General features: G+C 72.2%; 14 protein-coding genes, 1 pseudogene and 1 riboswitch. Of the genes and pseudogenes, 5 read left to right on the plus strand and 10 right to left on the minus strand.

Annotated features, from left to right (window positions below):
* The 7 genes from V7E46_RS15240 to V7E46_RS15270 all read right to left on the minus strand — a co-directional run.
* On the minus strand, nt 1-613 hold a 613-nt coding region (locus V7E46_RS15240), incomplete at its 3' end, for an urease accessory protein UreD (protein WP_333768918.1).
* On the minus strand, nt 610-1,293 hold the full coding sequence (gene ureG / locus V7E46_RS15245; RefSeq protein WP_333768919.1) for an urease accessory protein UreG: 684 nt from the start codon (nt 1,291-1,293) through the stop codon (nt 610-612). The genes ureG and V7E46_RS15240, both read right to left, overlap by 4 nt.
* Nucleotides 1,294-1,308: 15 nt before the next feature.
* A complete protein-coding gene (locus V7E46_RS15250; RefSeq protein ID WP_329181816.1) occupies nt 1,309-2,028 on the minus strand; it encodes an urease accessory protein UreF in 720 nt (239 codons plus the stop codon).
* 8 nt (nt 2,029-2,036) lie between these two features.
* Nucleotides 2,037-3,758 (minus strand): urease subunit alpha, encoded by a 1,722-nt coding sequence (locus V7E46_RS15255; RefSeq protein ID WP_333768920.1) that lies wholly within the window; start codon nt 3,756-3,758, stop codon nt 2,037-2,039.
* The gene (locus V7E46_RS15260; protein WP_333768921.1) at nt 3,751-4,062 is read right to left on the minus strand and encodes an urease subunit beta; all 312 of its coding nucleotides are present in this window, start codon (nt 4,060-4,062) and stop codon (nt 3,751-3,753) included. Before V7E46_RS15260 ends, V7E46_RS15255 begins: the two co-directional genes overlap by 8 nt.
* Before the next feature lie 9 nt (nt 4,063-4,071).
* The gene (locus V7E46_RS15265; RefSeq protein WP_205048130.1) at nt 4,072-4,374 is read right to left on the minus strand and encodes an urease subunit gamma; all 303 of its coding nucleotides are present in this window, start codon (nt 4,372-4,374) and stop codon (nt 4,072-4,074) included.
* Nucleotides 4,375-4,445: 71 nt separating this feature from the next.
* Nucleotides 4,446-4,736: a type II toxin-antitoxin system Phd/YefM family antitoxin gene (locus V7E46_RS15270; protein WP_333768922.1), complete on the minus strand. Its 291-nt coding sequence runs from the start codon at nt 4,734-4,736 to the stop codon at nt 4,446-4,448.
* Nucleotides 4,737-4,793: 57 nt separating this feature from the next.
* On the opposite strand from V7E46_RS15270, the gene V7E46_RS15275 reads away from it, so the two are divergent.
* From V7E46_RS15275 to V7E46_RS15290, 4 genes are all read left to right on the plus strand, one after another.
* On the plus strand, nt 4,794-5,429 hold the full coding sequence (locus tag V7E46_RS15275) for an ATP-dependent Clp protease proteolytic subunit (protein ID WP_333768923.1): 636 nt from the start codon (nt 4,794-4,796) through the stop codon (nt 5,427-5,429).
* 6 nt (nt 5,430-5,435) lie between these two features.
* Entirely contained in the window at nt 5,436-5,750 is a 315-nt protein-coding gene (locus V7E46_RS15280; protein ID WP_329181805.1) for a hypothetical protein, read from the plus strand.
* Nucleotides 5,751-6,122: 372 nt separating this feature from the next.
* Nucleotides 6,123-6,320: riboswitch (cyclic di-AMP (ydaO/yuaA leader) on the plus strand.
* 3 nt (nt 6,321-6,323) lie between these two features.
* Entirely contained in the window at nt 6,324-6,803 is a 480-nt protein-coding gene (locus V7E46_RS15285; RefSeq protein WP_333768924.1) for a C40 family peptidase, read from the plus strand.
* Nucleotides 6,804-7,183: 380 nt separating this feature from the next.
* Nucleotides 7,184-7,555, plus strand: a complete 372-nt coding sequence (locus V7E46_RS15290; RefSeq protein ID WP_333768925.1) for a hypothetical protein — start codon at nt 7,184-7,186, stop codon at nt 7,553-7,555.
* 106 nt (nt 7,556-7,661) lie between these two features.
* On the opposite strand, the gene V7E46_RS15295 is transcribed toward V7E46_RS15290, so the two are convergent.
* Together V7E46_RS15295 and V7E46_RS15300 are read right to left on the minus strand one after the other, a co-directional pair.
* Complete coding sequence (locus tag V7E46_RS15295; protein ID WP_333768926.1) at nt 7,662-8,777, minus strand: DUF1996 domain-containing protein; 1,116 nt, start codon at nt 8,775-8,777, stop codon at nt 7,662-7,664.
* A gap of 253 nt (nt 8,778-9,030) precedes the next feature.
* Nucleotides 9,031-9,927: a YhjD/YihY/BrkB family envelope integrity protein gene (locus V7E46_RS15300; protein WP_329175180.1), complete on the minus strand. Its 897-nt coding sequence runs from the start codon at nt 9,925-9,927 to the stop codon at nt 9,031-9,033.
* Nucleotides 9,928-10,502: 575 nt separating this feature from the next.
* Between V7E46_RS15300 and V7E46_RS15305 the strand changes: the two are divergent.
* Nucleotides 10,503-11,170: pseudogene (locus V7E46_RS15305) on the plus strand (transposase family protein); the annotation flags it as partial.
* A 111-nt stretch (nt 11,171-11,281) separates the two neighbouring features.
* Here V7E46_RS15305 and V7E46_RS15310 read toward each other — a convergent pair.
* The gene (locus tag V7E46_RS15310; protein ID WP_333768927.1) at nt 11,282-12,943 is read right to left on the minus strand and encodes a fumarate hydratase; all 1,662 of its coding nucleotides are present in this window, start codon (nt 12,941-12,943) and stop codon (nt 11,282-11,284) included.
* Nucleotides 12,944-12,971: the final 28 nt, after the last annotated feature.

A 12,971-nucleotide genomic window follows, 5' to 3' on the forward strand; every position in this document is an offset into this window, starting at 1 on the left:
GGGCAGGGCCCGGCGGCGGGACGAGGAGGAACTGGCTGATCGTGCGGTGCGGGCCGAGGACGGCGGGGCCGTCCCAGCCGGGCGCGGCGCCGGAGCCGGCGGCGAGGGACTGGTCGAGCAGCGTACGCCCGTCGTGGTCGACGGTGAGCCGGGTCGTGAGGTGCCCGGACGGCTCGGCGTGCCGGCCGAGGACGAGTTCCTCCCGCAGCAGCAGCCGCGCACCGGCGGCGAGCCGCACCCGCGTGGTCATCCGCAGGTCGCTGCCCCGCGCGGCGATCACCGGCTCGGGCAGCCAGTGCAGTTCCGCGTCCTCGCCGACGGTCAGCAGGACGTCGTAGAAGGCCGGGCGGCCCTCGCGGTCGGGCAGCGAGACGGTCGCGGCAGCCGAGTCGACGGTGAGCCGGCCGCCCGCGGCCACCTCGACCTCGATACGCAGCCGGTCGCCGCCGAGCGGCGCGCTCATCGCGCCGACCACGGTGACGCGGGCCCAGCCGTCGCGGGGCGCGCGGGTCCTGCGCAGGGCGAGCGGCCCGGCGCTTGCGAGCAGCGGCAGTACGGTGCCGCGGGCGCCGTCGCGGACGGCCCGGATACGGGCGGCGGCGGTGACGGTCATGCGGTCCAGGCCGTCAGCCGCTCACCGATCCACGCGGCGACCGGCGCGATCCCGTCGCCGCGGGTCACGGAGGTGAACACCACGGGCAGCGGCCCGCGTTGGGCGGCGGCGTCGCGGGCCATCCGGTCCAGGTCGGCGCCGACGTACGGTGCGAGGTCGGTCTTGTTGACGACCAGAAGGTCGGCGGTGGTGACCCCGGGGCCGCCCTTGCGGGGGATGTCGTCGCCGCCCGCCACGTCGATCACGAAGATCTGCGCGTCGACCAGGCCTTTGGAGAAGGTCGCGGTGAGGTTGTCGCCGCCGGATTCGACGAGCACCAGATCGAGCGGCCCGACGGCTTCCTCCAGGTCCTCGACGGCTTCCAGGTTCGCCGAGATGTCGTCGCGGATCGCGGTGTGCGGGCAGGCACCGGTCTCGACGCCGATGATCCGCTCGGGCGGCAGCACGGCGCTGCGCAGCAGGAATTCGGCGTCCTCACGGGTGTAGATGTCGTTGGTGACCACCCCGATGGCGAGCCGGTCGCGCAGGACCCGGCACAGTGCCGCGACGGTGGCGGTCTTGCCGGAGCCGACGGGGCCGCCGAGTCCGATCCGCAGGGCCCGGCGGCGGCCGTCGGGGCGTACGGCGGAGGAGGAGTGCGCGTAGCGCTCGGGGAAGACCTCGGCGTGGTCACGGTGCATGCTGGGCTCCGTTGGTCATGAGGCGAACAGCCGGACCGGCCAGGCCGCGTGGTCCTCCGCGCTGATGTCGAGCAGCGGGGCGGAGGCGGCGGGCAGGGCGGTGAGGCCGTGGGTGCGGGCGCGGGCGGCGGCGTCGGCGGCGGCGCGCGCGGTGGTGTCGATCTGCGGGGCGAGCCGGGCCAGGACGGCGGCGGCGTGGAAGGGGTCGAGGCTGAGCAGCCGGACCGCCGCGGTGGCGGGGCCGGCGGCGGATTCGTAGGCGGCCGCATAGGCGGCGTCCAGCGGGCGCAGTCCTGCCGCCCGCGCGGTCAGGCCGAGGACGACCGGCTGGTGGGCGCCGCGCGGGCGGGCCGCGGCGAGCCGGTCGAGTTCGGCAGACGGCCAGGTGGCGCGGGCCGCCCGGACGAGCTGGCGGCCGAGCCGCCGGGAGACCGAGCGCAGGGCGGCCGAGGGCGTCCGGGCGTCCGCGGCGTCGTCGAGCGCGAGCGGGTCGAGCCCAGCGGTCGCCGCCGCGGCCAGTGCGGCGGCGACCAGTCCTGCGGTGTGCAGCCGCCCGCGGCAGAAGTCCGCGAGTCCTGCCGCGTCACGGACCCGCCCGTCGGCGACCGCCGCCTCGGCGCCGCCGGAGTGCGCGTGCCCGCCGGCCGGGAAGCGCCCGTCGGACAGCAGCAGCAGCGCCGCGAGCGCACCGGTGCCGGAGGCCGCGTCCCGGGCGGTGCCGTCGTCGTCGGTCATCGTCGGCCTCAGAAGAGGAAGTACCGCTGGGCCATGGGCAGTTCGGCGACCGGCGCCGGCTCCACGACCTCGCCGTCGATGCGTACGGTGAAGGTGTCGGGGTCGACCCTGACCTCCGGCAGCGCCGTGTTCTCGCGCATGTCGGCCTTGGTGATCCGCCGGGTGTCGCCGGCGGCGGTGAACTGCTTGCCCAGGCCCAGGCGTTCCGGCAGGCCGTCGTCGAGGGCCGCCCGGGTGACGAAGTTGACGGAGTTGCCCGCGGGTGCGGCGCCGACACCGCCGAACATCGGCCGGGGCAGCACGGGCTGCGGGGTGGGGATGGACGCGTTGGCGTCGCCCATCTGGGCGTAGGCGATCTGCCCCGCCTTGATGACCAGTTGCGGCTTGACGCCGAAGAACGCCGGTTCCCACAGCACGAGATCGGCGAGCTTGCCCGCTTCCACCGAGCCGATCTCGTGGTCGAGGCCCTGGGCGACCGCCGGGTTGATGGTGTATTTCGCGATGTAGCGCCGCGCCCGGTGGTTGTCGGCGGCGCCGTCGCCGGGCAGCGCGCCGCGGCGGCGCTTCATCACGTGCGCGGTCTGCCAGGTGCGCAGCGCGACCTCTCCGATCCGGCCCATGGCCTGCGAGTCGGAGCTGATGATGCTGATCGCGCCGAGGTCGTGCAGGACGTCCTCCGCGGCGATGGTGGACGGGCGGATACGGGACTCGGCGAAGGCGAGGTCCTCCGGCACCGCCGGGTTGAGGTGGTGGCAGACCATCAGCATGTCGAGGTGCTCCTCGACGGTGTTGACGGTGTGCGGCCGGGTCGGGTTGGTGGACGACGGCAGCACGTTGGGGTGCGAGACGACGCTGATGATGTCGGGCGCGTGCCCGCCGCCCGCGCCTTCGGTGTGGTAGGCGTGCACACCGCGGCCCGCGATGGCGGCGAGGGTGTCCTCGACGAATCCGGCCTCGTTCAAGGTGTCGGTGTGCAGGGCGAGTTGCGCCCCGGTCTGCTCGCACACCCCCAGGCACGCGTCGATCGCGGCGGGGGTCGCGCCCCAGTCCTCGTGGATCTTGAAGCCGAGCGCCCCGGCCCGCAACTGGGCGTGCAGCGACGCCGGGTTGACGGTGTTGCCCTTGCCGAGCAGCCCGACGTTGACCGGGTACGCCTCAAGGGCCGCGAACATCCGCGCCAGGTGCCAGCCGCCGGGGGTCACGGTGGTCGCCTTGGTGCCCTCGGCGGGACCCGTGCCGCCACCGAGCACGGTGGTCACGCCGGACGCCAGGGCCTCGTTCATCAGGGTCGGCGAGATGAAGTGCACATGGGCGTCGATGGTGCCGGCGGTGAGGATCTTCCCGTTGCCCGCGATGATCTCGGTCTCCGGGCCGATGACCAGGTCCGGGTGGACGCCGTCCATGGTTTCGGGGTTGCCTGCCTTGCCCAGCGCGGTGATCCGGCCGTCGCGCAGGCCGACGTCGGCCTTGACGACACCCCAGTGGTCGAGGACCACCGCCCCGGTGACCACCGTGTCGGGCGCGCCCTCGGCGCGGGTGGCGCGGCTCTGGCCCATGGACTCGCGGATGACCTTGCCGCCGCCGAATACGGCTTCGTCGCCGGCCAGTCCCGGGCCGCCGGCGAGGTCGCGTTCGACCTCGATCAGCAGGTCGGTGTCGGCCAGCCGGATCCGGTCGCCGGTGGTGGGGCCGTAGAGGTCGGCGTAGACCGGCCGGCTCAGCTCAGCCATCGAGTGCTCCCGCGGTCTCGGCGCGCAGGCCCGCGACCACCCGGGCGCCGGCGATCGGCACCAGCTCGACCTCGGCGGGGATGCCGGGCTCGAAGCGGACGGCGGTGCCCGCGGCGATGTTCAGCCGCAGGCCGCGGGCGGCGGCGCGGTCGAAGCTCAGCCCGGGGTTGGCCTCGGCGAAGTGGTAGTGGGAGCCGACCTGCACCGGGCGGTCGGCGGTGTTGAGCACCGCGAGCCGGGTCACCGGAGCGCCGCTGTTGAGTACGACCGGTGTGTCGGCGTGGACGATTTCTCCGGGAATCATGCCGCCCCCTCAGACGATCGGCTCATGGACGGTGACGAGCTTGGTGCCGTCGGGAAAGGTCGCCTCGACCTGGACGTCGTGGATCATCTCGGGGATGCCGTCCATGACGTCGTCGCGGGTCAGGACGCCGCGGCCGGACTCCATGAGTTCGGCGACGCTGCGTCCGTCACGGGCGCCCTCCAGGATGTGGGCGGTGATCAGCGCGACGGCCTCGGGGTGGTTCAGCCGCAGCCCGCGGGCGCGCCGCCGCTCGGCCACATCGGCCGCGACATGGATGAGCAGGCGTTCCTGCTCATGGGGGGTCAACCGCACAGCCGCACCTCACAGTCTCAGGCCAGGTCCGCGAGATTAGTTCGGCGGCGTTTCGGTCGCGTTAACGGCTGTTACGGGCGTCGGTCGCCGGCGGCGGGGCCGCGGTGCTCGGCGGCGATGCCGAACCTGCCGCGTTCGCCCGTGGCGGACGGCCGGGAGCCGACGGCGGAGACCGTACTGATCACCTGCTCCTCCGGCCGCTCGTCGAGTTCACGCAGTCGTTGCAGGTCAGCGGCGGACACCAGGGCGACGAGCGGCTTGCCGTGCCGGGTCAGCACCACCTGCTCACCGCCGTAGACCACGCGGTTGATGAGGTCGGCGAGCTGCGCACGCGCTTGTGTCACCGGGACGTCGTAGGTCATGCTCCCCATCATAACGAGATGTACGTCCTGTACATTTTGAACAAGGAGGTGCTTGCCGTGTTCCGACCCACCGTCCGCTACGTGCTGCCGGAGTTCACCGAGCGCAGCAGTAGCGGCGTGCGCACCATGGACCCCTACTCCAAGCTGCTCCAGGAGCGGATCGTCTTCCTGGGCACCCAGATCGACGACACCTCGGCCAATGACGTGATGGCCCAGCTCATCCACCTGGAGAGCGCTTCCCCCGACCAGGACATCCACCTGTACGTCAACTCGCCCGGCGGTTCCTTCTCCGCGATGACCGCGATCTACGACACGATGCAGTTCGTCACCTGCGACGTCGCCACGGTCTGCATCGGGCAGGCGGCGTCGGCCGCCGCGGTGCTGCTGGCGGCCGGCGCGCCGGGCAAGCGCATGATCACCCCGGGGGCGCGGATCCTGGTCCACCAGCCGTCTCTGGGCGACGTGGTGCAGGGCGACATCTCGGACCTGGAGATCCAGGCCGACGAACTGCTGCGCGTCCGCGAGCAGCTGGAGACGCTGCTGGCGCGGCACACCGGCCAGGACATCGACCGGATCCGTACCGACATCGAGCGGGACAAGGTCTTCGACGCCGAGTCCGCCGTGGCCTACGGCCTGGTGGACCGGACGACCAGCAGCCGCAAGTCCAACGGCCCCTCCTACGGCCTGCGGTGAGGCCCGGTGGTGCCGGAACTGCCGCCGCTGCCGGCGCTGACCCGATCCGAGGGCGAGCTGATCGACAGCTATCTGGAGGTCGTTGACCTGCTCGGCCGGATCAACCCGTCGCGCAGCACCGACACCTACGCGGCGCTGCGGGCCGCCCAGGCGCTGGTCGGCCGGGCGATGGCGCTGCGGGAAGCGCTGACGGTGATGCATATGCGCGGCGAGACGGACCTGCACCACGCCACGCTGGGGCGGGCGCTGCGGGTGCTGGACGGGGAGCGCCGGTCCTCGCTCGTCGCGGTGCGGCCCGAGCCGGGTCCGCCGGCGGACTGAGCCGGCCGGGCGGACCCGGCTCGGGGCGAGGGTTGCCCGGAGGCGGACCGGATGGTCGGGCGGTGGGCAGCGACCGTGACTCAGCGGCGCGGCCGACCCCGGTCGGCCGAACCTCGGCTCAGCCCTTTGGCGGATCGGCGAGTCGGCGCGGAAAGGTGGTGCGGTTGCGCGCCCGTTTGCCACCGGCCGGCAAGCGCGCAGGTCACACGGCCCGGCGAAATCGGCTTCCACCCGGGAGGCCCAGCGCCGCCACCCGGACGGCGGCACTGTGAGGAGACTCACATCGGGCGTTTCCCGGCCGGTGGCGGCGTGCGGTGTGCGTCACGATCCGTGGTGACGACAAGCCCCCGCCGCCGTGGCGGGGCGGTCCGCACGGAAGCCGAATCCTGCCGGCGTGCGGATGCCAGGTCGACACGAGCGCAGCGGCGGGAGCGGAGGACCCAGGCACGACGGGACCGGCCCTGAGCATATGAGGGCGGCCCCTTGGGGTGAAGCCGCTGTATGCGGCCGGGCATCTTCGCCTGCTCGAACCCGACAGGTCATCCTTCGCAGGCTGACGACGAAGGGTTGCGCATGACCGCGCCTAACGGACTGTCCGTGCGGCTGTCCCGGATCGGGGCCGCGTCCGTTCTGACCGCCGCGGCCGTCGCCGTACCGACGCTGCTGCCCGGCGCCGCACAGCAGGCGGGAGCCGCCACGCTGGCCGCGAAGGCGCTCGGCGTGGCGGCCTCGAAGAAGGGCTCGCCCTACCAGTGGGGCGCCACCGGCCCGAGCCGCTTCGACTGCTCGGGCCTGACGCTGTACTCGTTCAAGCAGGCCGGCAGGAAGCTGCCGCGCACCGCCGCGGCGCAGTACGGCAGCACCACCCACATCTCGGCGTCCGCCCGGCGCGTGGGCGACCTGGTGTTCTTCCACGCCGGCTCGTCCAGCTCCTCGGTCTACCACGTCGGGATCTACGCTGGCAGCGGCAGGATCTGGCACGCCCCGAAGACCGGCGCGCGGGTCCGCCTGGAGCACATCTGGACCCGCAGCGTGTGGTACGGCCGCGTATGACCCACCCGCCGGCACCCGGGTCCCCGCCGACCGCTCGCCCGCTCACCCGGGGCCGGTGCCGCCGTCAGGGCCGGCGGAAGCCCCCGGGTGAGCGGCGGGCAGCGGCACCAGGGCGCGGCGCGCCCCGGCCGCCCCCGGCCCGACAGAGGACGCCGGAGGCCGCCGGCGGGCAGCGGCACCCTGAGCGTCGCCCGGCCGGGCCGCGCCGGCGGCCCGGACCCGACCTGCGGAACTGACAACGGACGCCGCAGGCCGCGGTCGGGAGCGCCGCCCGACGCGTCGTACGGCCTGGCGGACGGCCACGCCAGCGTCCGGGGACCGAACTCCGGAGCTGGCAACCGGACGGCCGGTCATACCGTCGCGGGCGGACCCAGCCGCGCGTGACGCGCCAGGTGGCCACCGCGCCGGACGCCGCGGCGACGGCGAGCCGCACCGCGATGCCGGTGAAGGTGCCCCCGGTGTCGCCGGACGCGGCATGGCGCGGTGCCTGGGCGGCCCGGTATCCCGGTGAGGCGGGAGGCCACCGTACCCGGTGCGGGAGGGTGGCGAACGGGGCCGGTTCGGGCCCGGCGGCCTCGACCCGCGCGGGCGGCGCGGGCGGCGCGCTGCCCGGACATGCCGCGCCGACCGCGCACCTGGACCGGCCGGTCGACTGGGACGCCGAATTCACCGCGAACCCGGCGGATCTGGAGGCCGTGGCCGGCGCCGCGGCGGCGAACGGGACGGTGCACGGGGCCGCTCAGCGCGGCTGACCTGCGCGCCGCCCGCCCGATCGACGGGAACGCACAGGTCAAGACTTTGGAGAGCGCTCTCCCGGGGGGTCTGAGAGAACCCGCCCGGGAGAGCGCTCCGGGCGGGTCAGTGGATGAGCTGGTAGTTGCTGTCGAGGACGGCGCCCTTGGCCGGCTGGGACTGGTCGTAGCCGTGGGGGTCGCACTGGAGGCCGCCGTTGATGCAGTGCGTGACCATGGCGGACTGGGTGGCGGTGTCCCAGTCGGCGAAGAAGTCGTAGTGGAAGGAGAAGCCCGCGCCGCTGGCCAGGCGTATCTGCGACATGTCGCCGTTGACGGGCCAGGCCATCTTGAACTCGATCATCGGCAGCGCGACCGGGTGGTCGGCCGGGCACGCGTTGATGTTCGCGCCCGTCGCGATCGGGTAGGCCATGTGGCTCTTGTGGTCGGGGGTGTCCAGGTGGATGCCGTCCCAGCAGCTGGGCGCCTGGAGACGGATGTTCAGCTGCGTGTCAGGGGTGGTCGGGCAGCTCGCGGGGAAGTTCCAGTTGTGGTAGCTCTGACCGCACTCCCAGCCCTCGACGGTTCCCTTGAGGTTCTTGAACTCGTCCTGGGTCTGCACCGGGCTGCCGACCACGAACCGCAGCCCCTTGGGGAAGGGCCGCACCGAGGTGTAGTCGTTCACGGACGACTTGTAGTAGATCGTCTGCGGTCCGACCGGCAGGATCTTCTGGTCGCCCTTGAAGAGCGAGGGCATCCAGTACGCCGACTTGTCGCCCGGCGCCAGGCACGCCGTGCCGCCGGCCGCCTCCAGCGAGGCGGTGGTGGAGTTGGCGTTCGTGCTGGTGTTGCCCATGAAGGTGTGGTCGTGGGACTTGCCGGGCTGGCCCGGGTAGACGATCGGGTCGTCCGGGGCGGTGTGGTCCGGTGAGCACTTGGCCTGGAATTCGTGGAAGTACGCGTGCGGCGGGTCGTACGTCGAGGGCGTCACGCCGGTCACCGGCGGGTTGGCCATGATGTAGCCGTCGCCGTCCGGGTCGTCGCCCGACGTCTGGTTCGACACCGCCATACCCGGCATCTCCGCCATCGCGTTGACGGGCTGCTGGGCCGGCTTGGCGGCGGCGATGGTCGGTGTGCTCGCCGCCGCGTTCGCGGTGAGCGCGACACCGCCGATGCCCAGTCCGGTTGCGGCGAGTGACAGGGCGATCAGCAGCCCCGGGATCCTTCTGGTCCGCCGTGCCATGGAGACCTCCTGCTCGGTGTTGCCACATGGGGGGTCTGACGGCGCGTCGCGACGGTGGGTGCCGTGACGGCTCCGTCAGTTCGGGAGAGCGCTCTCCCGAGCACGGAATGTTCCGCTCCCAATAAGCACATGTCAACGATTGATGAACCGCCGGGGCGGGGACAAACCCCGCACACCGCCGCCGCGCGTCGCGCTGGCCTGCGGTGTCGTGGGCCTGTGGGAGGTTTGTGAAGGAAGCGGCAGGGGTGCCGGGTCAGTCGATCGCGCCGCCGGCGCCGTCGGAGCGCCACCGCACTCCGGGGGTGGCCTCCTCGGGCTCCTCGTACCAGCCCTCCTGGCGGCGCGGCCGGGGGATCTCGGCGCCTCTGCGCAGGATCCGCACATCGCGCAGGTGCCGGCCGAGCAGGGCGCCGCCGAAGACCACGAAGCCGACGCCGACCAGCCAGGTCACCACCGTCAGGACGGTGCCGACCGGCCCGTACGCGTCGCCGTTGCTGACCATCAGCTGCGCGAAGAAGAGCTGCGAGAAGACCCGCAGCCCGGCCAGCCCGAGCATGGTGAAGACCGCTCCCGGCAGCGCGGTGCGCACATCGATCTTGCCGCCGAGCAGGAAGCGCTGGCCCCAGGCGAAGAAGGCCACCCCGAGCCCGAAGGTGAGGGTGATCCTGGCGATGCCGCGCAGCGGGCCGCTGCCCATGGCGGCGGCGCTCTGCGACTCGCTGAACAGATACGCCGTCAGCACCGCGAGCCACACCGCCCGCCGCCAGTCCCGGTGCCAGGGCCCCGACGGCAGGTCCCAGATCTTGCGGTAGCCGGTCTCGACGCTCGCCACGAAGGTCAGCCCGAAGTAGGCGAGCGAGGCCAGGCTCCAGGCGCTGGTGGCGCTCAGCACGGTCCTGGGCGCGGCGAAGAGGGTCCGCACGCTGTGCGAGCCGTCCGCGTCCAGCCCCATGCCGTCCACGACCCATTGCGCGAACCCGGGTCTGTGCTCCCACGGCGTGGCCGCCGCGACCACCACGAGCAGCGGCATCAGCGTCACGAAACCCAGGGCCGCGAAACCCATCGAACGGTGCATCAGTTCGATGTGTGTGGCCTGCTTCCACAACCGCCCGGCCGCGGACCGCTTCCAGGCGCTCATCAGCCCGGCCATGGCACCACCTTCCCCCAGCGTCACCGCTGTGGATACCGGCCGAGGTCCCTCCGGCGCAACTCGGCCGCCGCGGCTACCCCTTACGCCCCCATTCGGGCGCCCGCCACCGGACCTGACGCCCCGAATCCCCCAGACCCGCCCCGGGGGCCGCCGTCCGACTTCGCCGTCACTGTCAGGCCGAACCGGTCGAAGCTCGGTTGGCCCTGAGCTTCCCACCACCGATAGGCGGTCTCGACTTCTTCCCACAACCTCCGTGGCCCGGCCTGTACGACCTCGGACTCAGCGCGGCCCTCCGCGTAGTCCACTGTCGCCCACGACGTGACGTCCGTATCGCGGAGCCAGAGTGTGTAGGAGCCGTCCCCGTATGTCTCGGCCCAGGGGAAGGCGTCGGGGACCTGGACGCCGATGGCGAACATCACCTGCCAGTCCCCGACCGCTTCCGGGGACAGCTCCGTGCTGGTGACAACTCCGTCCGCGGGCCAATCCTGGCCGTTCAAGTACGCGCGGACGTGACGTCGTCGGGCGCGCTGATCGCGCATCCGCATAAAGGCCGATGAGCTGAGGAAATGGCCGCACGGCGCCTGAGCGCCGGCCGCCAGGCCCTGCTCACTCTCGTCCACCTCCGTAACGGCCACCCGTACGCCCAGCTCGCCGCCGGGTTCGGCATCGGGACCACGACGGCATACCGCTACGTCACCGAGGCCGTGGACCTCCTGGCAGCCCTCGCACCCGCCCTGGCCGATGCCGTCCGCACCGCTTCGATGAAGGCGTTCGTCCTCCTTGACGGCACGCTCCTGCCCATCGACCGCATCGCCGCGGACCGGCCCTTCTGCTCGGGGAAGCACAAGAGGCACGGCATGAACGTGCAGGTCCTCACCGATCCGCTCGGCCGACTGCTGTGGGCCTCACCGGCCCTGCCCGGCGCCGTCCACGACGTACGCGCAGTCCGCGAACACGGCATCATCGACGCCCTCGCCCAGGCGGACATCCCCTGCTGGGCCGACAAGGGCTACCGAGGCGCCGGCGGAACCGTCCGCATCCCCTGCTGGGGGCGATGGGATTCCCCCTCCGCCGGTCAGCAGGCGGTGAACCGGTCCCACGCGAAGGTCCGCGCACTCCTCGAGCAGGCCATGGCGACCCTCAAGAACTGGCGCCTCCTGCGCAAACTCCGATGCTCCACCACCCGGATCACAGCCTCGTCCAAGCCGTCCTCGCCCTGCATCTGGCCAGCTCAGACCGATGAGGGAAATGGCTCACTGACGGTTCCGGGTGGGGTGGCCGTGGTTGAGGGCGCCCGGCGTTCCGGACGCCCTCAACCACGGTCAGCGGGCTCCCCGTTGCTGTCGCCGGGGGGTCAGCTCAGTCCCGGCGCCCTGACGGGGATCGAGGTGAAGGTCGGCGACGGGGTCGGGTCGGTGAAGAAGTCGTTGCCCTTGTCGTCCACGACGACGAACGCCGGGAAGTCCTCGACCTCGATCTTCCACACCGCTTCCATGCCCAGTTCCGCGTATTCGAGGACGTCGACCTTCTTGATGCAGTCCTGGGCGAGCCGGGCCGCGGGGCCGCCGATCGAGCCGAGGTAGAAGCCGCCGTGGGTGGCGCACGCGTCGGTGACCTGCTGGGACCTGTTGCCCTTGGCGAGCATCACGAACGAGCCGCCCGCCGCCTGGAACTGCTCGACGTAGGCGTCCATCCGGCCGGCCGTGGTCGGGCCGAACGAGCCGGAGGCGTAGCCCTCGGGGGTCTTGGCGGGTCCCGCGTAGTAGACGGCGTGGTCGCGCAGGTACTGCGGCATCTCCTCGCCCGCGTCCAGCCGCTCCTTGATCTTCGCGTGCGCGATGTCGCGGGCGACGACCAGCGGGCCGGACAGCGACAGCCGGGTCTTGACCGGGTATTTGGTCAACTCGGCCCGGATCTCGGCCATCGGGCGGTTGAGGTCGATACGGACGACGTCCTCGTCCAGGTGCTCGTCGGTGGTCTCCGGCAGGAAGCGCGCCGGGTCGGTCTCCAGCTGTTCGAGGAAGACGCCCTCCGCGGTGATCTTCGCGAGCGCCTGCCGGTCGGCCGAGCAGGACACGGCAATGGCCACCGGGCAGGACGCGCCGTGCCGGGGGAGCCGCACGACCCGGACGTCGTGGCAGAAGTATTTGCCGCCGAACTGCGCCCCGATCCCGATGGTCTGGGTCAGCTCGAAGACCTTCTGCTCCAACTCCTTGTCCCGGAAGCCGTGTCCGGACGCCGAGCCCTCGGCGGGCAGTTCGTCCAAATAGTGCGCGGAGGCGTACTTGGCCGTCTTGAGGGCGAATTCGGCGCTGGTGCCGCCGACCACGATCGCCAGGTGGTACGGCGGGCACGCGGCCGTACCGAGCGAACGGATCTTCGCCTCAAGGAACTTCATCATGGAGGCCTCGTTCAGTACGGCCTTGGTCTCCTGGTAGAGGAAGGACTTGTTGGCGCTGCCGCCGCCCTTGGCCATGAAGAGGAATTTGTACGCGCCGCCGTCGGTGGCGTACAGCTCGATCTGGGCCGGCAGGTTGGAGCCGGTGTTCTTCTCGTCCCACATGGTCAGCGGCGCCATCTGCGAGTACCGCAGGTTGAGCTTGGTGTAGGCGTCGTAGATGCCGCGGGAGAGCGCTTCCTCGTCGCCGCCCGAGGTCAGCACCTGCTGGCCGCGCTTGCCCATGACGATGGCGGTGCCGGTGTCCTGGCACATCGGCAGCACGCCGGCCGCGGCGATGTTGGCGTTCTTGAGCAGGTCGAGCGCCACGAAGCGGTCGTTGGGGCTGGCCTGCGGGTCGTCCAGGATGCGGCGCAGCTGGGCGAGGTGGGTCGGGCGCAGATAGTGCGAGATGTCGTGCATCGCCTCGGCGGCGAGCAGGCGCAGCGCCTCCGGCTCGACGGTGAGGAAGGTGCGCCCCCCGGCCTCGAAGGTGCCGACCCCTTCCGCCGTGATCAGGCGGTAGGCGGTGGTGTCCTCGCCGAGAGGGAGCAGATCCGTATATTCGAACTCGGGCATAAGGGGCATTCCTCACTCGGCTGCGTCG

It is taken from the genome of Streptomyces sp. IBSBF 2435 (assembly GCF_036815005.1).
Lineage (GTDB): Bacteria > Actinomycetota > Actinomycetes > Streptomycetales > Streptomycetaceae > Actinacidiphila.